We start from the raw sequence: 19,112 nt of genomic DNA, 5'->3' as shown, positions 1-19,112 counted from the left end.
GATCAGCTACTGCGGTACGTCAGCAGGTACCGCCAGAACAGCAGTTGCCGCACGCTGCTGCCGGGCAGGAGGCGCGCTGCCTCGGCTCGGACCTCGGGGAGCGTCATGTCGGGCTGCCGTACGGGGGCCTTGAGCGGTGGCGTGTACGTGCCGCGCAGGCGCTCACCCGCGTACACCGCCGCCCGCGCCACGGCGTTGGCGGGCGACGCCGCGATGTCCCACCACGTCATCCCGCGGTAGCAGCCGAGGACGAGCAGGGTGCCGCCGGGGGCGAGGGCCGCGCGCAGCCGTGTGACCGTGGCGAACGGCATGTGGTGCAGGCTCGCCAGACAGGTGATCACGTCGTAGCGGCCCTCGGGAAGTTCCTGTGCGGTCACGTCCGCCTGCCGGTAGCGGGGGCCTCCGCCGGCCGCCTCGGCCGCGGCGATGACCTCCTGCGACGGATCAAGCGCGTCGACCTCGTAACCACGCGCCGCAAGCCGCCGAGCGAAGCGGCCGGTGCCGCAGCCGACGTCGAGGGCGGTGCGGCCGTGCGGCGGCAGGTGCCTCAGGAGCAGCGGGTGGTAGTGGTCGTTGTGGTCGAAGGGCATGGCGGCGAGCCTGGCACACGGCTCAGTCCGTCGGCTCCCGTCCGGTCTGCTCCTCCCGACCCGCCCGGCTCAGCAACCCGTCGATCACCGCCCCCAGTTGGGCGCTCACGTCGTAGTCATCGGTCAGCTCGGCCCACCGGTCCGCCAGCGCCGCGAGGTGGGGCAGTTCGGCCGCGTCCGCGTCCGTGAGCATGTCGGGGAAGTACCGCTTGCGGCCCGGGTCCTCGGCACGGCGCTCCATCGCGCGGCGGAAGACCAGGTCGCCGTGGACGCAGTGCCACAGGGTCCGGTACGCGCGGACCGCCTCCGCCGGGGTGAGGCCGCACGCGATGCCCGCGCCGACGATCTCCTCGACCATCCACAGGGCGCCCTTGTCGGTGAGGTCGCCGAGGCCGAGCACCTCCACCACCCAGGGCAGCCGCGCCAGCGTGCCGTGCATGTGCAGGGTGACGGCGAGGAGGCGCTCGCGGGGGTCGGACGGCAGGTCGGGGCGCGGGGCCGTGGCGGCGGTGCCGGAGAGCGTGAGCATCAGGAGCTCGTCCTTGTCGCGCACGTGGTGGTACAGGGCCATCGGTGTCGTGCCGACCTCCTTGGCGACCCGGCGCATGCTCAGTGCCGCCACGCCCTCCTCCTGGAGGATGCGGCGGGCGGTGGCGACGATCGTCTCCGGTTCGAGGCGGCGGGGGCGCCCCGCACGGCGCTTCTTCGGCTCGCCGCCCGTCTCGCCGCCCGTCCGCGCGGTTGCCTCTCCGGCTGTCCCTGGGTCCTTCTCTGCTGCCACCCGCCCATTGTCGTGCCTGCCCGCGCGCTCGGGGCTTGCAGAGTTTCTATACGCGTATAGTAATGTGCCGCACATGGTGAACAAGGTGAACTCGAACGCTTTACCAGGGCGTTGGCTGCTGCCGGTGCTGCTCACCGTGCAGTTCCTCGTCTCCCTCGACATGTCCGTCGTCAACATCGCCCTGCCCGACATGGGCGACGACCTCGGCTTCGCCCCCGACTCGCTGCTCTGGGTCGTCAACGCCTACGCGCTCGCCTTCGGCGGCCTGCTCATGCTCGGCGGGCGCCTCGCCGACCTCGCCGGACGGCGGCGCACCCTCCTGTGGGGCTTCGTCGTCTTCGGCGTGGCCAGTCTCGCGGGCGGACTCGCCCTGACGCCGTGGCAGCTCGTCGCGGCGCGCGCGGTGCAGGGCGCGGGCGCGGCGGCGCTCGCACCCGTCGCGCTCGTCCTGATCACCGTCAACTACGCGGAGGGGCCGGCGCGTTCGCGGGCGCTCGGGCTGTGGGGCGTCTCGGGCGCGCTCGGCGGCGCGGTCGGGATCATGGCGGGCGGGGTGCTCACCGACTGGGTGGGCTGGCGTTCCGTGATGCTCGTCAACGTCCCCGTGGTCGCCGCCGCCCTCCTCGCCTCGCGCCACGGGGTGCCCGTCGACCGCCGCACCGGGCCCGCGCCCCGCCCGGACATCACCGGCGCCCTGCTCGTCACGGCCGGAACGGCGGTGCTCGTCCTCGGTCTCGTGCGCACGGAGACGTACGCCTGGGGGTCCGGCACCACGCTGGGCACGCTCGGCGTCGCGGCCGTGCTGCTCGCCGCCTTCGTCGCCGTCGAGGCCCGCAAGCGGGACCCGCTGCTGCGGCTCGGCCTGCTGGGGAGCGGTCACCGGCCCGTGCTCTCGGCGAACGTCTTCTCGCTGCTGATGTCGTCGGGGCAGTTCGCCGCCTTCTACTTCACCTCGCTCTACCTCCAGGAGGTGATGGGGTACGGGGCGACGGCGGCCGGTGCGGCCTTCCTGCCGTTCTGCGCGGGCGTCGTGGCCGGGTCGACGGTCGCGACCCGGCTGATCGGCCGGGCCGGTGAGCGGGCGCTGCTCGTGGCGGGCGGGCTGCTGGGGGCCGCCGGGTTCGGGTGGTTCGCGCTGACCGTCGAGGCGGGTGGCACGTTCCTGGGGTCCATCCTGGGGCCCTCGCTGGTCGCGAGCGTCGGCATCGGCATGTGCTTCGTCCCGCTGGGCACGGCGGCGACCAGGGGCGTGGCACCCGAGGAGACCGGCATGGCCTCCGGGCTGCTCAACAGCTCGCGCCAGCTCGGCGGCTCGCTCGGGCTCGCGGTCCTGGTCACGGTCGCGGCGAACGCCACCGGAACCGGCACCGGCCGGGCCTCCCTCGCGGAGGGGTACGCGACGGCCTTCATGGTCTCCGCGGGGCTCCTGGTGGCAGCCGCGCTGGCGACGGCGGTGCTGCACGGCCGCCGTCCGTCATCGCCCGCGCCGCTGCCTCGGGGCTCCGCCCCGGACCCTGCCGCTCGCGCCGGCGGCCCCCGCCTCGACGCCTCGCCCCGGACCCCGCTCCTCAAGCGCCGGAGGGGCTGACATCCCGGAGCCCCGGAGCCCGCGGCCCGGCTGCGGCCGGTCGCGCGGTTCTCCGCGCCCCTTACGTGGCCGGGTGCCCGAGCAGCATCGTCGGCGCCCCCGCCACCCGGGTCAGGAACACCGTCGCCGCGTTCTTGCCCCGCGGTTTCACCTTCCGCCGCAGTTCCTCCGGCTCCACCGCCGAGCCCCGCTTCTTCACCGTGAGGATCCCGACTTCCCGCTCCCGCAGCAGAGCCTTCAGCTTCTTCACGCCGAAGGGAAGCTGATCGGTGATCTCGTACGCGACGGCGTACGGCGTCGCGTGCAGCTCGTCGGAGGTGACGTACGCGATGGTCTCGTCGATCAGTCCGCCGGCGACCCGGGCCGCGACCTCGGCGACCAGATGCGCGCGGATGACGGCGCCGTCCGGCTCGTACAAGTAGCGTCCGACGGCCCGCACCCCGGGGTCGGGCAGCATCGTGGCGAGCGGACTCCGCAGGGAGGCGCCGCCGGGCAGCAGCGTCGCGCGATGCGAGGCGGGGTGGTCCGTGCCGAACCACAGCACGGCCTCCTTCACGTCACCGCCGTCCGAGATCCACTCGGCCTCGGCCTCGGCGGGGACCGCCTCGTGCGGGATGCCGGGGGCGATCTTCAGCGCGGCGCGCGGGGCCTTGCGGGCCGCCTCGACCGCCCAGGACAGCGGCGGGGAGTAGGACTCCGGGTCGAAGATGCGGCCCCGCCCGGAGGACCGCCGCGCCGGGTCGACGAACACCGCGTCGTACGCCGAGGTGTCCACGTCGGTGACGTCGGCCTCGCGCACCTCGATCAGGCCGGCGAGGCCGAGCGCTTCCGCGTTGGCCCGGGCGACCGCGCACGTCAACGGGTCGCGGTCGACGGCGAGTACGGAGATCCCGGCCCGCGCCAGGGCGATCGCGTCGCCGCCGATGCCGCAGCACAGGTCCGCGAGAGAGCCCACCCCGAGGGCCTTGAAACGCTCCGCGCGATGCGTGGCGACGGAGGCGCGGGTGGACTGCTCGACCCCGTTCGGCGTGAAGAACATCCGGGCCGCGTCCTCGGCGCCGAACTTCGCCGCGGCCCGCGCGCGCAGCCGCGCCTGGGCGAGGGCGGCGGAGACCAGCGGCGCCGGGTAGGTACGGCGCAGCCGGGTGGCGGCGGCGAGCTCCTGCGCGGGTTCGACGTCCCGCACCTCGTCGAGCAGGGCCCGGCCCGTGCCGGTGCGCAGGGCGGCGAAGGCGGCGAGTGGATCGCCGAGGCCGGCGTCGCCGTCGGCGTGGTCGGCTGCGGGGCTGCTCGGCGTGTTCGGGGCGTTCACCTGCCCCATTGTGGGCCAGTCGGTGGATGGTGTGCGGCGGGCGGCGGTGTCGGCCCCCCAGCAGGGCGGTGAACTGCGAGGATCCGGCGCCATGCAACTCGTACGACAAAACGAAGAATCCGCCGGAAGACGGAAGAATCAGACGCGTGCCGTGGTGGCCGCCCTGACCGTCGCGGCGATCACCTCGGGCTGCGTCTCCGAGGGCGACTCCGATGCCGTGCGGCCCGCCCACGGCGTGCAGCCGCTCCAGGCACCGCCCGCCCGGGCCCTCGACTCCTACGCCCGCCAGCTCGGCGCCGCCCAGGCCGCGCGTGTCGCCGCCGCCAAGCGCTGGGGGCTGGCCAAGACACCGCTGACCGCCCCCGAGCCGCCCGCGACCAAGCCGCGGATCAAGGCCCGCAAGGGGTTCGAGGTCAGGGGCCAGGCGAAGCTGCCGCCGGTCTTCACGACGATCCCGACCAAGAAGAAGGTCGTCTTCCTGACCATCGACGACGGCGCCGAGAAGGACCGGGCGTTTCTGCGGATGATGAGCGACCTGAAGATCCCGTACACCGCCTTCCTCAGCAACTACCTGGTCAAGGAGGACTACGGCTACTTCAGGAAGATGCAGGACCGCGGTGTCGTCCTGAACAACCACACCCTCAATCACCCGTACCTGCCGGGGCTCTCGTACAAGCGGCAGCGCCACGAGATCTGCGGCATGCAGAAGGTCATCGAGAAGCGCTACGGCAAGCGGCCCGAACTCTTCCGGCCGCCGTACGGCAACTACAACCGGGACACGCTGCGGGCCGCCAAGTCCTGCGGCATCAAGGCGGTGCCGCTGTGGAACGCGGAGGCCTTCGCCGACCGCATGGACTACCGGGAGTGGGACCGTGACCTGCACCCCGGCGACATCATCCTCACCCACTTCCGGGGCCGCGAGGACTGGAAGGGCACCATGCCCGACATGGTCCGCCGGGTCATGAAGACGGTCACGAGCAAGGGGTACGCGGTGGCCAGGCTGGAGGACTACCTGTGACCCGGCGGGCGCGGGCACGCCGCCGCCTCCTCGCCGGGGCCGTGCTGTGCGGAGTACTCGCGCCCGCGGTGTTGACGTCCTGCGCGGAATCGGTGGACCCGATCGAGCGTCTCGGCAGAAAGGCGGCGGAGAAGATGCCGCGCAAGGAGAGGCCGGGGACGCCCGGCTGCCGGCAGGCCCCGGAGGCAGGGCAGTCGCGCGCCGCGGCAACACCTACGAGGGAACCCGGGGCCCCGGAAACCCGTTGCCCTGGCAAGGCCAGTCCTGTGCCCGCCCGGCCGAAGAGCGCCGCGTCCCCGTGAGGTCCGACGCAGCCGGTTGGCACTCCGCTTGACCGAGTGCTAATCGCCGTCCTAGTCTCGCTTCTGGCACTCCCCGTTGGAGAGTGCCAACAGCGACGGGCAGGTCCGGCACCCGCGACGACGGATCCACCTGGTCGCCACACTCAGACTTGACCCCGTGAGATCTCCGAAGGGGGAGACCGGATCGTGACGACCACCAGCTCCAAGGTTGCCATCAAGCCGCTTGAGGACCGCATCGTGGTCCAGCCGCTCGATGCCGAGCAGACCACGGCCTCCGGCCTGGTCATTCCGGACACCGCCAAGGAGAAGCCCCAGGAGGGCGTCGTCCTGGCCGTGGGCCCGGGCCGCTTCGAGAACGGCGAGCGCCTGCCGCTCGACGTGAAGACCGGCGACATCGTGCTGTACAGCAAGTACGGCGGCACCGAGGTGAAGTACAACGGCGAGGAGTACCTCGTCCTCTCGGCTCGCGACGTGCTCGCGATCGTCGAGAAGTAGTTCACCCGAAGCAGAAGCATTGCTTTCGAGCTGCGCCCCTGGTCACCCCGCTGATTGCCGGGCGGCGAGGGGCGCAGTTCGTTCACCCGAGTTTTCGAGAGGGCTGAATCGCTCCCATGGCGAAGATCCTGAAGTTCGACGAGGACGCCCGTCGCGCCCTTGAGCGCGGCGTCAACAAGCTTGCCGACACGGTCAAGGTGACGATCGGCCCCCGTGGCCGCAACGTCGTCATCGACAAGAAGTTCGGCGCCCCCACCATCACCAACGACGGCGTCACCATCGCCCGTGAGGTCGAGGTCGAGGACCCGTACGAGAACCTCGGCGCCCAGCTGGTGAAGGAGGTGGCGACCAAGACCAACGACATCGCTGGTGACGGCACCACCACCGCCACCGTGCTCGCCCAGGCCCTGGTCAAGGAAGGCCTGCGCAACGTCGCCGCCGGCGCCTCCCCGGCCGCCCTGAAGAAGGGCATCGACGCCGCCGTCAAGGCCGTCTCCGAGGAGCTCCTCGCCACCGCCCGCCCGATCGACGACAAGGCCGACATCGCGGCCGTCGCCGGTCTGTCCGCCCAGGACCCGCAGGTCGGCGAGCTCATCGCCGAGGCGATGGACAAGGTCGGCAAGGACGGTGTCATCACCGTCGAGGAGTCCAACACCTTCGGCCTGGAGCTCGACTTCACCGAGGGCATGGCCTTCGACAAGGGCTACCTGTCGCCGTACATGGTGTCCGACCAGGAGCGTATGGAGGCCGTCCTCGACGACCCGTACATCCTGATCCACCAGGGCAAGATCTCCTCCATCCAGGACCTCCTGCCGCTGCTCGAGAAGGTCATCCAGGCCAACTCCTCGAAGCCGCTCCTGATCATCGCCGAGGACGTCGAGGGCGAGGCCCTGTCGACCCTGGTCGTGAACAAGATCCGCGGCACCTTCAACGCCGTCGCGGTGAAGGCTCCCGGCTTCGGCGACCGCCGCAAGGCGATGCTCGGCGACATGGCCACCCTCACCGGTGCCACCGTCATCGCCGAAGAGGTCGGCCTCAAGCTCGACCAGGTCGGTCTGGACGTGCTCGGCACCGCCCGCCGCGTCACCATCACCAAGGACGACACGACGATCGTCGACGGCGGCGGCAACAAGGCCGACGTCGAGGGCCGGGTCAACCAGATCAAGGCCGAGATCGAGGCCACGGACTCCGACTGGGACCGCGAGAAGCTCCAGGAGCGCCTCGCGAAGCTGGCCGGCGGCGTGTGCGTCATCAAGGTCGGCGCCGCCACCGAGGTGGAGCTGAAGGAGAAGAAGCACCGTCTGGAGGACGCCATCTCCGCGACCCGCGCCGCGGTCGAGGAGGGCATCGTCTCCGGTGGTGGCTCCGCCCTGGTCCACGCCGTCAAGGTCCTGGAGGGCAACCTCGGCAAGGAGGGCGACGAGGCCACCGGTGTCGCCGTCGTCCGCCGCGCCGCCGTCGAGCCGCTGCGCTGGATCGCCGAGAACGCCGGCCTGGAGGGTTACGTCATCACCTCCAAGGTCGCCGAGCTCGACAAGGGCTTCGGCTTCAACGCCGCGACCGGCGAGTACGGTGACCTGGTCAAGGCCGGCGTCATCGACCCGGTCAAGGTCACGCGCTCCGCGCTGGAGAACGCCGCGTCGATCGCTTCGCTGCTGCTGACGACCGAGACGCTGGTCGTCGAGAAGCCGGCGGAGGACGAGGGCGACGCGGGTCACGGCCACGGCCACGGTCACTCCCACTGACCGCTGCGCTCTGCCTGAACGGTGTACCGAGGCCCGGCTCCCCTTGCGGGGAGCCGGGCGTCGGCCCTTTCCGGGGGTGGTTGCTCTGCCTCTGCCGGGTGCGGGTCGTCTCCGGCTGGTCGCGCAGTTCCCCGCGCCCCTGACGGGGCATGGCCCCTTTTTAGGGGCGCGGGGAACTGCGCGAGGACGGACCACGGCCCGCAGACGGCAACGGGAAGCGACCCGGCGGGCCAGGGCTACTGGGGACCGTACTTCCGCCCCGTACGCGACGTGACCCCGCCCAGCAGAGACCTGGGCGTCAGCTTGGCCACGCCCATCAGCGCCTTGTACCGGGGGTCGGGGATCGAGACGACCTTGCCCCGCGCCAAGTCGGCCAGCGCCGCCGCGACCAGCTTGTCCGCGTCGAGCCACATCCAGTCGGGGATGTTGGACGTGCCCATCCCGGCACGCTCATGGAACTCCGTACGGACGAAGCCGGGGCACAGCGCCATCAGCCGCACCCCACTGCCCGCCAGATCCTTCGCCGCGCCCTGCGTGAACTGCACGACCCACGCCTTCGAAGCGCCGTACGTGCCGCGCGGCAGGAACGCGGCGACCGACGCGACGTTCACCACACCGCCCCGGCCCCGCCCACGCATCGATTCCACGGCCGCCGAGGTCAGCCGCAGCACCGCCTCGCAGTGCACCTTGAGCATGGTCAGCTCGTCGGCCATGGGGACTTCGAGGTACCGCCCCTTGTTGCCGAAGCCCGCGTTGTTGATCAGCAGATCGACCGCGTCCCTGCGGTTCGAGAGCCGCTTCTCGACGGCTTCGATGCCCTCGTCCGTCGAGAGGTCGGCGGTGAGCACCTCCGCCTCGACGCCGTGCCGGTCGTGCAGCTCGGTCGCCTGCTCCCGCAGCCGCTTGGTGTCGCGCGCCACCAGGACGAGGTTGTGGCCGTCACCGGCGAGGCGTCGCGCGAAGGCGGCGCCGATGCCGGCGGTTGATCCCGTAATCAGAGCCGTAGTCATGGACCAAGGCTAGTGAGATCCGGTGACGGCTGTGCCGCGCGGACGTCAGGCCTCCGGATCACGAGGCCCCCGCGCCGGAGCGCGCCGCGTATTTGCGCGCCCGCTCGGCCACCTCGGGGTGCAGCGCCTCGCCCGCGTCGAGCAGCCGCGGCAGCAGCGTGTTCTCCGTCATGACGGCGCGGAACTGGAGGGCGACGGTGACTTCGTGCGCCGGGCGGTGCAGGATCTCGATGGCGTCCCCGGCCTTGATCTCACCTGGCTCGATCACCCGGAAATAGGCGCCGGGGACGCCTTCCCGGGTGAACCGCTTCACCCACCCCCGCTCGCCGAGATGGCCCTGGAACGTACGGCAGGGAATGCGGCCGCTCGTCACTTCGAGCACCAGACCGGAGCCGATCCGCCAGCGCTCGCCGATCTTCGCGCCGCTCACGTCGATCCCGGACGTCGTGAGGTTCTCGCCGAAGGAGCCGTCGGGCAGGGACCGCCCGAGCGTGCGCTCCCAGGCGTCGAGGTCCTCGCGGGCGTAGGCGTACACGGCCTGGTCGTCTCCGCCGTGGTGGCGCAGGTCGCTGACCGAGTCACCGGCCAGACCGCTGCCGGCGACGCCCTTGGGGCCCGGTGCGCTCACCTTGACCGGTCCTGCGGCCGGGCGCTTGGCGATGCCGGTGCGGCCGGAGGGGGCGTCGGTGTACGGGACGGCTTCGGAACGGCCCAGGTTCACAGACAGAAGCTTCATGACGTCGCAGCGTAGGCGCAGCGACCCCAAAGGCGCGACCGAATATTTCGCTTCGAGCCCAAGCATCACTTATACTCGGTCCATGATCGAGGCTCGTCATCTCCGTGTCCTGCGTGCCGTGGCCACCACCGGCTCCTTCTCGGCGGCGGCCCGCGAGCTCGGCTGCACCCAGCCCGCCGTGAGTCAGCAGATGAAGGCCCTCGAAGCCTCGACCGGGACGCCGCTGCTGATCCGCACCGGCCGTGAGATGCGCCTGACCCAGGCGGGCGAGGCCCTGGTCAGGCACGCCACGGGCATCCTCGCCGGGCTCACCGCCGCGGAGGAGGAGATCGCCGCCATCGCGGGCCTGCGCGCGGGCCGGGTCCGTCTCGTCTCCTTCCCCAGCGGCAGCTCGACGCTGGTGCCCGGCGCCCTCGCGGCGCTGCGCGCGGCACACCCCGGCACGCGCGTGTCCCTCGTGGAGGCCGAGCCGCCGCGCTCGGTGGAGATGCTGCGCGAGGGCGACTGCGACGTGGCGCTGGCGTTCCGGTACGAGGGGCGGCGTGAAGCGCCTCAGGGCAGGGGCAGTGGTGCGTCCGGCGCCGAGGAGTGGGACGACCTCGTCGTGCGCCCCCTGCTCGCGGACCGGCTCGTCGGGCTCGTACCCGAGGGACACCGGCTCGCGGGGGCCGACGCGGTCACCATCGGGGAGTTCGCCGATGAGTCGTGGATCGCGGGCTGCCCGCGCTGCCGACGGCAGTTGGTGGAGGTCTGTGAGGGGGCCGGCTTCGTGCCCCGGATCGATTTCGCGACTGACGACTATCCGGCGGTGATCGGCCTGGTCGGCGCGGGCCTCGGGGTGGCCGTGCTGCCCGAGCTCGCGATCGAGTCGGTGCGCCCGAGGGGTGCCCGCACGGTGACGGTGGAGCCTGCCGTGCGGCGGGAGATCGTGGCGCTCACGCTGCCGGACCTGGCGCAGGTGCCGGCCGTCGCCGCCACGCTGGACCACCTCGCGCGGGCCGCGGCCCGCTGAGCGCGGCGCACTGAGGGGCCGCGAGGCTCCAGGGACCAGGCGCCACCGGGAAACCGGGCCCAATCCGAAGAAACGTTCCTTCAGTGGTGCGACGGGGTTCTCCCCGGTGACGCGGTCGCCGTGACCAGGCGGTTGCGCGCCCGTCCCATGAGTTCCTCGCGTTCATCCTCCGTCAGTCCGCCCCACACGCCGTACGGCTCGCGCACCGCGAGCGCGTGAGCGGCGCACTCCGCGCGTACCGGGCACCGCATGCAGACCTCCTTGGCGGAGTTCTCTCGTGCGCTGCGCGCCGCGCCCCGCTCGCCCTCCGGGTGGAAGAAGAGCGAGCTGTCGACCCCGCGGCAGGCCGCGAGGAGCTGCCAGTCCCACAGATCTGCGTTCGGTCCGGGAAGGCGGGAGAAATCTGCCATTGCTGGTCCCCTTGAAGCCGTTCTGACGCGGATAGGTGCCCACGACCGTACATCTACTATCTAAGGAGATGAAAATATGACTCATTGCGAATCTAGCCACAGACACCGGTAAATGGGAAGAAAAGCCGCTAAATGGGGCATGGCTTGTGATGAAACATTGAGGGTCTGCCGCGCGCTCTGCTCTGTGTCCGGGCCCTCACGTAGAGTGCCGAAGATGACTGACAGCCCCGTAACTCTTTCGGGTGACCGTCGTTGAGAGGGCGGAGGCGGTTGAAAGAACAAGCGCTCGGGCAGGCGTCCGAGAGCGTCAACCGCACAGGTGACGAATAAGTACCAGCCTGGAGGCTCAAGGTGACGCGCAGCAGCTGTGAGAGCCGCGGAGGACAGTCATGACATCCGTCCTCGTCTGCGACGACTCCCCGCTTGCCCGAGAGGCGCTCCGCCGGGCGGTCGCGACCGTGCCCGGCGTCGAGCGCGTGACGACGGCGGCCAACGGCGAGGAAGTCCTCCGCCGCTGGGGCGCCGACCGCTCGGACCTGATTCTGATGGACGTACGCATGCCCGGTCTGGGCGGCGTGGAGACCGTCCGGCGGCTGCTGTCCGCCGACCCCGGTGCGCGCATCATCATGCTCACCGTCGCCGAGGACCTCGACGGGGTCGCGCTCGCGGTCGCCGCCGGTGCCCGCGGCTATCTGCACAAGGACGCCTCGCGCGCCGAACTGCGCGCGACGGTCACGCAGGCACTCGCCGACCCGACGTGGCGGCTCGCCCCGCGCAGACTGCGCTCGGCCGAGATGGGCGCCGCGCCCACGCTGACCGCGCGCGAGATCCAGGTGCTCGAAGGCATGAGCCACGGCCGGTCGAACGCGGAGATCGGGCGCGAGCTCTTCCTCTCCGAGGACACCGTGAAGACACACGCCAGGCGGCTCTTCAAGAAGCTCGGTGCCTCGGACCGGGCGCACGCGGTCGCGCTCGGTTTCCGCTGGGGTCTGGTCCGCTGAGTGCGCCGCAGCGGGGGCGTGGCGCTCCCCGCCCGCCGCTCGGTGGGCGGGGCGACGGACGCCCGCTTTCGACCTTTTCGAGAGCGGTTGCCGTCGCTTCGCCGCCGATGCCGCATCCTTGAGGTGTGGAGTTCCTCGGGGACGAGTCGATCGAGCGGGAGGGGAGGGCGCAGGAGATGAGTTCCGGCGCACCTGCTCATAACGCTTCAGTGCACAACTACGGACGCGGTGCCACGGATCAGTCGCCACCAAGGCACCATGGACCGATGCGCGATGACAAGACGACGGTGATCGGTGCCCTCGTCCTTCGCGCCGTTGAGGGCGACGAACAGGCCACGCACGACCTGCTGGCGCACGTGCACCCGCTGGCCCTGCGGTACTGCCGCACCCGGCTGTCCCGGCTGCCGGGTGACGCGCGCCACTTCGTGGAGGACCTGGCACAGGAGGTCTGCGTCGCGGTGCTCCTCGCGCTGCCGCGCTACAAGGACACCGGGCGGCCCTTCGAGGCGTTCGTCTTCGCGATCGCCGCGCACAAGGTGGCCGACCTCCAGCGCGCGGCGATGCGCCATCCCGGATCCACCGCCGTGCCCTCCGACGAGATGCCCGAGCGGCCCGACGACTCGCTCGGCCCGGAGGAGCGCGCCCTGCTCAGCAGTGACGCGGAGTGGGCCAAGAAGCTCCTCGCCAACCTCCCGGAGAACCAGCGCGAGCTGTTGCTGCTCAGGATCGCCGTCGGGCTCACGGCCGAGGAGACCGGACAGATGCTGGGCATGTCGCCCGGCGCGGTACGGGTGGCCCAGCACCGGGCGCTGAGCCGCCTGAGGGCGCTCGCCGAGCAGTAGGCGGCCGCCCGCGGGCAGACGTACGAACGTACAAAGAACGCCGATGATCTTGATCGTGGAATGAGACACCCTCCGTTCCCGTTAGCATGGACATCCGCACCGATCAAGGCCATTTGGGGAAGGTGTCATGACTGCAAACGGCGGTTCTTCGACTGGGGTGCCCGAGAAATTCGCGACACTCGGGCTGACCTACGACGACGTGCTGCTGCTGCCGGGCGCGTCGGACATGGCGCCCGACCAGATCGACACCTCCTCGTTCATCTCGAAGAACGTGCGCGTGAACGTTCCGCTGCTGTCGGCCGCGATGGACAAGGTCACCGAGGCCCGCATGGCGATCGCCATGGCGCGCCAGGGCGGCGTCGGCGTGCTGCACCGCAACCTCTCCATCGCCGACCAGGCCAACCAGGTCGACCTTGTGAAGCGCTCCGAGTCCGGCATGGTCACCGACCCGATCACGGTGCACCCGGACGCGACGCTCGGCGAGGCCGACGCGATCTGCGCGAAGTTCCGCATCAGCGGCGTCCCGGTGACCGACGCGGCGGGCAAGCTGCTCGGTATCGTCACCAACCGCGACATGGCCTTCGAGAACGACCGCAGCCGCCAGGTCCGCGAGGTCATGACGCCGATGCCGCTGGTCACCGGCAAGGTCGGCATCTCCGGCGTGGACGCCATGGAGCTGCTGCGCCGCCACAAGATCGAGAAGCTTCCGCTGGTCGACGACGCGGGCGTCCTCAAGGGCCTCATCACGGTCAAGGACTTCGTGAAGGCCGAGAAGTACCCGAACGCCGCCAAGGACGGCGAGGGCCGCCTCCTGGTCGGTGCCGCCGTCGGTGTCGCGGGTGACGCCTTCGAGCGTGCCCAGGCGCTGGTCGCCGCGGGCGTCGACTTCATCGTCGTCGACACCGCGCACGGCCACTCCCGACTGGTCGGCGACATGGTCGCCAAGATCAAGTCGGACGCCCCGGGCGTCGACGTCATCGGCGGCAACATCGCCACGCGCGAGGGTGCCCAGGCGCTCATCGACGCCGGTGTCGACGGCATCAAGGTCGGCGTCGGCCCCGGCTCCATCTGCACCACGCGTGTCGTCGCCGGCATCGGCGTACCGCAGGTGACGGCCATCTACGAAGCCTCGCTCGCCGCCAAGGAGGCCGGTGTCCCGGTCATCGGCGACGGCGGCCTCCAGTACTCCGGAGACATCGCCAAGGCGCTCGTCGCCGGCGCGGACACGGTCATGCTGGGCTCGCTGCTCGCCGGCTGCGAGGAGTCCCCGGGTGAGCTGATGTTCATCAACGGCAAGCAGTTCAAGTCTTACCGCGGCATGGGCTCGCTCGGCGCCATGCAGTCCCGTGGCGACCAGCGCTCGTTCTCCAAGGACCGCTACTTCCAGGAGGGCGTCGCCTCCGACGAGAAGCTGGTGCCCGAGGGCATCGAGGGCCAGGTGCCCTACCGCGGTCCGCTCTCCGCGGTCGTCCACCAGCTGGTCGGCGGTCTGCGCCAGTCGATGTTCTACGTGGGCGGGCGCACCGTCCCCGAGCTCCAGGCCAACGGCCGCTTCGTCCGCATCACGTCCGCGGGCCTCAAGGAGAGCCACCCGCACGACATCCAGATGACGGTCGAGGCGCCGAACTACAGCCGCAGCAAGTAGTCTCCTGCGCTCCACGCGCGCGTGGAGGGGCGGTCCCGCTCACCGGGGCCGCCCCTTCCGTGTGTGTCGGGGATACTGGACAGGCAGACCAAGAGGGAAAGGCCCCACAACGTGACTGAGATCGAGATCGGGCGCGGCAAGCGCGGCCGCCGCGCGTACGCCTTCGACGACATCGCCGTCGTACCGAGCCGGCGCACCCGCGACCCGAAGGAGGTCTCGATCGCGTGGCAGATCGACGCCTACCGCTTCGAGCTGCCCTTCCTGGCGGCCCCCATGGACTCGGTGGTCTCCCCGCAGACCGCCATCCGCATCGGCGAGATGGGCGGCCTCGGCGTCCTGAACCTGGAGGGCCTCTGGACGCGGTACGAGGACCCGCAGCCGCTGCTCGACGAGATCGCCGGTCTTGACTCGGAGACCGCCACCCGGCGCCTCCAGGAGATCTACTCCGCGCCGATCAAGGCCGACCTCATCGGGCAGCGCATCAAGGAGGTGCGCGACTCCGGTGTGGTCACCGCCGCCGCGCTCTCCCCGCAGCGCACCGCCGAGTTCTCCAAGGCCGTCGTGGACGCCGGGGTCGACATCTTCGTGATCCGCGGCACCACCGTCTCCGCCGAGCACGTCTCCGGTGCCGCCGAACCGCTGAACCTCAAGCAGTTCATCTACGAGCTCGACGTGCCGGTCATCGTGGGCGGCTGCGCCACCTACACCGCCGCCCTGCACCTGATGCGCACGGGCGCCGCCGGTGTCCTCGTCGGCTTCGGCGGCGGCGCCGCGCACACCACGCGCAACGTCCTCGGCATCCAGGTGCCGATGGCCACCGCCGTCGCCGACGTCGCGGCCGCCCGCCGCGACTACATGGACGAGTCCGGCGGCCGCTACGTGCACGTCATCGCCGACGGCGGCGTGGGCTGGTCCGGCGACCTGCCCAAGGCCATCGCGTGCGGCGCCGACGCCGTGATGGTGGGCTCCCCGCTCGCCCGCGCCACGGACGCGCCCGGCAAGGGCCACCACTGGGGCATGGAGGCCGTCCACGAGGACGTGCCGCGCGGCAAGAAGGTCGACCTCGGCACGGTCGGCACGACCGAGGAGATCCTCACCGGTCCCTCGCACATCCCGGACGGTTCGATGAACTTCTTCGGGGCGCTGCGCCGCGCGATGGCCACGACGGGCTACAGCGAGCTCAAGGAGTTCCAGCGCGTCGAGGTGACGGTCGCGGACTCGCAGCACAAGCGGTGACACTCCGTACGTCGTAGAAGGGCCCCGGTAGGTGTACCGGGGCCCTTTCTCGTACGTGCACGCGCGTGTGCCTAGAGACGGTGCGCCGCGCCCGCCGGGGTCGCGCCGCGCGTGTCGAGCAGGAGCTGCGCCTTCACGGCCAGGCCTTGCAGGTCGTACGTTCGGTGGTGCTGGAGCAGGATCGTGAGGTCGGCGTCGGCCGCCGCCTCGTAGAGGGTGTCCGCGCGCGGGACGGGACGGCCGAGGATGCTCCAGTTCGGCACGTAGGGGTCGTGGTAGCTGACGGCCGCGCCCAGCTCCATCAGACGGGTCGCCACCTCCTGGGCGGGGGCGCCCTGCTGGTCGGCGAGGTCCGGCTTGTAGGTGACGCCGAGGAGCAGGACGCGGGCGCCGCGGACGGACTTGCCGTGTTCGTTGAGCAGGGTCGCCGAGCGCTGGATGACGTAACTCGGCATGCGGTCGTTGACCTGCTGGGCCAGTTCGACCATGCGCAGGGGGCGGGCGCCGCGGGACGGGTTCGGGATGTCCAGGGGGACGCCGTGGCCGCCGACACCGGGGCCGGGACGGAAGGCCTGGAAGCCGAAGGGCTTGGTCTCCGCGCACCGGATGACGTCCCACAGGTCGATGCCCAGGTCGTGGCAGAGCACCGCCATCTCGTTGACCAGGGCCATGTTGACGTGCCGGTAGTTGGTCTCCAGGAGGTGCACGGTCTCGGCCTCGCGGGGGCCACGGGCGCGTACGACCTTGTCGGTGAGGCGGCCGTAGAACGCGGCCGCCGATTCGGTGCAGGCCGGGGTGAGGCCGCCGATGACCTTGGGGGTGCCCGCGTAGCCGTGCGAGCGGTTGCCGGGGTCGAGGCGGCCCGGGGAGTAGGCGAGGTGGAAGTCGCGGCCGGCGCGCAGGCCCGAGCCGGATTCGAGGATTGGACGGACGAATTCCTCGGTGCTCCCCGGGTACGCGGGGGATTCGAGGATCACGGTGGTGTGCGGGCGCAGGCGCACGGCCAGCGCCCGGGCGGCGTCGGCCACCTGGCTCAGGTCGAGCGAGCGGTCGGCGGCGGGCGGCGTGGGCGCGCAGATGACGGCTGTGCGCACCCGGCCGAGTTCGGCCGGGTCGGTGGTCGGCCGGAAGCCCCCCGAGAGCATCCGGCGGACGTCGGCGGCGGTGAGGGTGCCCTCGGCGCCGTCGCAGGGCAGGCGGCCGCCCGCCAGGTCGGGGGCGCGGGCGGGGTCATAGCCGATGGTGGCGATGCCGCGCGCGACGGCGGCCTGGGCGAGGGGCAGGCCGAGGTGGCCGAGACCGATGACGGCGAGATCTGCGGGCATGGCGGTGGGCCGTCCTCCCAATAGCCGGAGCGGGACGAGCGCGCAAGCCCTGTGGACAAGGCGGACCAGCGCAATGTCAGACTAGGAGTAAATATGACCGTTTTGTGGCATTGCACTGCCATGCCGGTCCGGAGTGTTGTCCACAGGCTGCGGGCGAGATCGGCGGGCGCGGGAGAAATCTGGGCATGATGTGAGTCCGACCACACCCGATCACAGCGGGAGGCAGCGGTGAGGACAGCGACACTGGGGCCGGCGGAGCGTGCCGAGTCACTTGCGGGAATGGCCGAGAGGGAGCTGGACATCCTGGTGGTGGGCGCGGGGGTGGTCGGCGCCGGGACCGCCCTCGACGCGGTGACCCGCGGCCTGTCCACCGGCCTCGTCGAGGCCCGTGACTGGGCCTCGGGCACGTCGAGCCGGTCGAGCAAGCTGATCCACGGCGGGCTGCGCTATCTGGAGATGCTCGACTTCGCGCTCGTCCGGGAGGCGCTGAAGGAGCGCGGCCTGCTCCTGGAGCGGCTCGCCCCGCATCTGGTGAAGCCGGTGCCGTTCCTCTACCCCTTGCGGCACAAGGGCTGGGAGAGGCTGTACGCCGGCTCGGGCGTCGCGCTCTACGACACCATGTCGATGTCCCGCGGACACGGCCGCGGCCTGCCCATGCACCGCCATCTGACGCGCCGCCACGCCCTGCGCGTCGCCCCGTGCCTGAAGAAGGACGCGCTGGTCGGCGCAATGCAGTACTACGACGCTCAGATGGATGACGCCCGCTATGTCGCCACCCTGGTGCGCACCGCGTCGGCGTACGGCGCGAAGGTCGCCAACCGCGCGCGCGTCACCGGCTTCCTGCGCGAGGGCGAGCGCGTGGTCGGCGCCCGGGTGCAGGACGTGGAGGGCGGCGGGGAGTACGAGGTCCGCGCCAAGCAGATCGTGAACGCCACGGGCGTGTGGACGGACGACACCCAGGCGATGGTCGGCGAGCGCGGCCAGTTCCACGTCAGGGCGTCCAAGGGCATCCATCTGGTCGTCCCCAAGGACCGGATCAGCTCCTCGACCGGTCTGATCCTGCGGACCGAGAAGAGCGTCCTCTTCGTCATCCCCTGGGGACGGCACTGGATCGTGGGCACGACCGACACGGACTGGGACCTCGACAAGGCCCACCCCGCAGCCTCCAGCGCCGACATCGACTACCTGCTCGAACACGTGAACACGGTGCTCGCGGTGCCGCTCTCCCGCGACGACGTCCAGGGGGTGTACGCGGGCCTTCGGCCGCTGCTGGCCGGCGAGTCGGACGCCACGAGCAAGCTGTCGCGCGAGCACACGGTCGCGCATCCGGCGCCCGGCCTCGTGGTCGTCGCGGGCGGCAAGTACACGACGTACCGGGTGATGGCCAAGGACGCCGTCGACGAGGCCGTGCACGGCCTTGACCAGCGGGTCGCCGACTGCGTGACCGAGGACATCCCGCTGGTCGGTGCCGAGGGGTACAAAGCGCTGTGGAACGCCCGCGCCAGGATCGCCGCCCAGACGGGTCTTCATGTCGTGCGCGTGGAGCACCTGTTGAACCGATACGGCTCGCTCGCCGAAGAGGTGCTCGAACTCATCACCACCGACCCGAAGCTGGGCGAGCCCCTGCCGGGAGCCGATGACTACCTCCGGGCCGAGATCGTCTACGCCGCGTCACACGAGGGAGCCCGGCACCTCGACGACGTCCTGACCCGGCGGACCCGCATCTCCATCGAGACGTTCGACCGGGGCACGCGCAGTGCCCGGGAGTGTGCCGAGCTGATGGCGCCGGTCCTCGGCTGGGACAAGGACCAGATCGAGCGGGAGGTGCAGCACTACGAGAAGCGGGTGGAGGCCGAGCGGGAGTCGCAGCGCCAGCCGGACGACCTGACGGCGGACGCGGCGCGGCTGGGCGCGCCGGACATCGTGCCGCTCGGTTAGCCGGGCGGATTCAGCCGGGCGGATTCAGAGCGCTGGCCCCGGAGGGCTGTGCGCCGGGGCACGGGCCTTGTCCCACAGGGTTGTTGAGGCTCCATGAGGGAGGACTGACGGCGGGGGCCGAGGGGG

Annotated in this window: 17 protein-coding genes; 10 read left to right on the top strand and 7 right to left on the bottom strand. The window is 71.3% G+C overall.

Annotation, left to right across the window (positions count from 1 at the left end):
- Positions 1 to 2 precede the first annotated feature (2 nt).
- On the bottom strand, positions 3 to 590 hold the full coding sequence (locus ACF062_RS16120; RefSeq protein WP_392138580.1) for a class I SAM-dependent methyltransferase: 588 nt from the start codon (positions 588 to 590) through the stop codon (positions 3 to 5).
- 22 nt (positions 591 to 612) lie between these two features.
- Positions 613 to 1,371, bottom strand: a complete 759-nt coding sequence (locus ACF062_RS16115) for a TetR/AcrR family transcriptional regulator (RefSeq protein WP_392138579.1) — start codon at positions 1,369 to 1,371, stop codon at positions 613 to 615.
- Positions 1,372 to 1,444: 73 nt separating this feature from the next.
- Between ACF062_RS16115 and ACF062_RS16110 the strand changes: the two genes are divergently transcribed.
- Positions 1,445 to 2,959 (top strand): MFS transporter, encoded by a 1,515-nt coding sequence (locus ACF062_RS16110; protein ID WP_392138577.1) that lies wholly within the window; start codon positions 1,445 to 1,447, stop codon positions 2,957 to 2,959.
- 61 nt (positions 2,960 to 3,020) lie between these two features.
- Here ACF062_RS16110 and ACF062_RS16105 read toward each other — a convergent pair whose 3' ends face one another.
- Positions 3,021 to 4,280, bottom strand: a complete 1,260-nt coding sequence (locus ACF062_RS16105) for a methyltransferase domain-containing protein (protein WP_392138575.1) — start codon at positions 4,278 to 4,280, stop codon at positions 3,021 to 3,023.
- A gap of 82 nt (positions 4,281 to 4,362) precedes the next feature.
- On the opposite strand from ACF062_RS16105, the gene ACF062_RS16100 reads away from it, so the two are divergent.
- From ACF062_RS16100 to groL, 3 genes are all read left to right on the top strand, one after another.
- Positions 4,363 to 5,289, top strand: coding sequence for a polysaccharide deacetylase family protein (locus ACF062_RS16100; RefSeq protein WP_392138573.1), 927 nt, complete (start codon positions 4,363 to 4,365; stop codon positions 5,287 to 5,289).
- A gap of 488 nt (positions 5,290 to 5,777) precedes the next feature.
- Positions 5,778 to 6,086, top strand: a complete 309-nt coding sequence (gene groES, locus ACF062_RS16095; protein WP_017239619.1) for a co-chaperone GroES — start codon at positions 5,778 to 5,780, stop codon at positions 6,084 to 6,086.
- 116 nt (positions 6,087 to 6,202) lie between these two features.
- Entirely contained in the window at positions 6,203 to 7,831 is a 1,629-nt protein-coding gene (gene groL / locus ACF062_RS16090) for a chaperonin GroEL (protein ID WP_392138571.1), read from the top strand.
- 236 nt (positions 7,832 to 8,067) lie between these two features.
- Here the strand turns inward: groL and ACF062_RS16085 are convergent, their stop codons facing one another.
- Positions 8,068 to 8,841 (bottom strand): SDR family NAD(P)-dependent oxidoreductase, encoded by a 774-nt coding sequence (locus ACF062_RS16085; RefSeq protein ID WP_392138569.1) that lies wholly within the window; start codon positions 8,839 to 8,841, stop codon positions 8,068 to 8,070.
- Between the two features lie 58 nt (positions 8,842 to 8,899).
- A complete protein-coding gene (locus ACF062_RS16080) occupies positions 8,900 to 9,577 on the bottom strand; it encodes an MOSC domain-containing protein (RefSeq protein WP_392138567.1) in 678 nt (225 codons plus the stop codon).
- A gap of 82 nt (positions 9,578 to 9,659) precedes the next feature.
- On the opposite strand from ACF062_RS16080, the gene ACF062_RS16075 reads away from it, so the two are divergent.
- On the top strand, positions 9,660 to 10,589 hold the full coding sequence (locus ACF062_RS16075; RefSeq protein WP_392138565.1) for a LysR family transcriptional regulator: 930 nt from the start codon (positions 9,660 to 9,662) through the stop codon (positions 10,587 to 10,589).
- 80 nt (positions 10,590 to 10,669) lie between these two features.
- Here ACF062_RS16075 and ACF062_RS16070 read toward each other — a convergent pair whose 3' ends face one another.
- The gene (locus ACF062_RS16070) at positions 10,670 to 10,999 is read right to left on the bottom strand and encodes a WhiB family transcriptional regulator (protein WP_392138563.1); all 330 of its coding nucleotides are present in this window, start codon (positions 10,997 to 10,999) and stop codon (positions 10,670 to 10,672) included.
- A 389-nt stretch (positions 11,000 to 11,388) separates the two neighbouring features.
- Between ACF062_RS16070 and ACF062_RS16065 the strand changes: the two genes are divergently transcribed.
- The 4 genes from ACF062_RS16065 (at position 11,389) to ACF062_RS16050 (ending at position 15,723) form a co-directional block, all read left to right on the top strand.
- Positions 11,389 to 12,000, top strand: coding sequence for a response regulator transcription factor (locus tag ACF062_RS16065; protein WP_003948568.1), 612 nt, complete (start codon positions 11,389 to 11,391; stop codon positions 11,998 to 12,000).
- A gap of 266 nt (positions 12,001 to 12,266) precedes the next feature.
- A complete protein-coding gene (locus ACF062_RS16060; protein WP_127909693.1) occupies positions 12,267 to 12,842 on the top strand; it encodes a sigma-70 family RNA polymerase sigma factor in 576 nt (191 codons plus the stop codon).
- A 127-nt stretch (positions 12,843 to 12,969) separates the two neighbouring features.
- Positions 12,970 to 14,487, top strand: coding sequence for an IMP dehydrogenase (guaB, locus tag ACF062_RS16055; protein WP_223776251.1), 1,518 nt, complete (start codon positions 12,970 to 12,972; stop codon positions 14,485 to 14,487).
- A 111-nt stretch (positions 14,488 to 14,598) separates the two neighbouring features.
- Entirely contained in the window at positions 14,599 to 15,723 is a 1,125-nt protein-coding gene (locus tag ACF062_RS16050; protein WP_223776252.1) for a GuaB3 family IMP dehydrogenase-related protein, read from the top strand.
- A 71-nt stretch (positions 15,724 to 15,794) separates the two neighbouring features.
- Here ACF062_RS16050 and ACF062_RS16045 read toward each other — a convergent pair whose 3' ends face one another.
- On the bottom strand, positions 15,795 to 17,048 hold the full coding sequence (locus ACF062_RS16045; RefSeq protein ID WP_223776253.1) for a nucleotide sugar dehydrogenase: 1,254 nt from the start codon (positions 17,046 to 17,048) through the stop codon (positions 15,795 to 15,797).
- 228 nt (positions 17,049 to 17,276) lie between these two features.
- Here ACF062_RS16045 and ACF062_RS16040 point away from each other — a divergent pair, with 228 nt between their 5' ends.
- Positions 17,277 to 18,986: a glycerol-3-phosphate dehydrogenase/oxidase gene (locus ACF062_RS16040; RefSeq protein ID WP_392138560.1), complete on the top strand. Its 1,710-nt coding sequence runs from the start codon at positions 17,277 to 17,279 to the stop codon at positions 18,984 to 18,986.
- Positions 18,987 to 19,112 lie beyond the last annotated feature (126 nt).

Origin of the sequence: Streptomyces sp. NPDC015345 (assembly GCF_043078805.1) — a bacterium.
Lineage (GTDB): Bacteria > Actinomycetota > Actinomycetes > Streptomycetales > Streptomycetaceae > Streptomyces.
The sequence above is the reverse complement of the archived record's forward strand: the minus strand, read 5'-3'. Positions and strand labels throughout refer to the sequence as shown.

Bases quoted from the DNA above. Each gene is read 5' to 3' on its own strand.
- ACF062_RS16120 (WP_392138580.1), bottom strand. From the start codon at position 590: ATGCCCTTCGACCACAACGACCACTACCACCCGCTGCTCCTGAGGCAC.
- ACF062_RS16110 (WP_392138577.1), top strand. From the start codon at position 1,445: ATGGTGAACAAGGTGAACTCGAACGCTTTACCAGGGCGTTGGCTGCTG.
- ACF062_RS16105 (WP_392138575.1), bottom strand. From the start codon at position 4,280: ATGGGGCAGGTGAACGCCCCGAACACGCCGAGCAGCCCCGCAGCCGAC.
- ACF062_RS16100 (WP_392138573.1), top strand. From the start codon at position 4,363: ATGCAACTCGTACGACAAAACGAAGAATCCGCCGGAAGACGGAAGAAT.
- groL (WP_392138571.1), top strand. From the start codon at position 6,203: ATGGCGAAGATCCTGAAGTTCGACGAGGACGCCCGTCGCGCCCTTGAG.
- ACF062_RS16085 (WP_392138569.1), bottom strand. From the start codon at position 8,841: ATGACTACGGCTCTGATTACGGGATCAACCGCCGGCATCGGCGCCGCC.
- ACF062_RS16080 (WP_392138567.1), bottom strand. From the start codon at position 9,577: ATGAAGCTTCTGTCTGTGAACCTGGGCCGTTCCGAAGCCGTCCCGTAC.
- ACF062_RS16075 (WP_392138565.1), top strand. From the start codon at position 9,660: ATGATCGAGGCTCGTCATCTCCGTGTCCTGCGTGCCGTGGCCACCACC.
- ACF062_RS16070 (WP_392138563.1), bottom strand. From the start codon at position 10,999: ATGGCAGATTTCTCCCGCCTTCCCGGACCGAACGCAGATCTGTGGGAC.
- ACF062_RS16065 (WP_003948568.1), top strand. From the start codon at position 11,389: ATGACATCCGTCCTCGTCTGCGACGACTCCCCGCTTGCCCGAGAGGCG.
- ACF062_RS16060 (WP_127909693.1), top strand. From the start codon at position 12,267: ATGCGCGATGACAAGACGACGGTGATCGGTGCCCTCGTCCTTCGCGCC.
- guaB (WP_223776251.1), top strand. From the start codon at position 12,970: ATGACTGCAAACGGCGGTTCTTCGACTGGGGTGCCCGAGAAATTCGCG.
- ACF062_RS16045 (WP_223776253.1), bottom strand. From the start codon at position 17,048: ATGCCCGCAGATCTCGCCGTCATCGGTCTCGGCCACCTCGGCCTGCCC.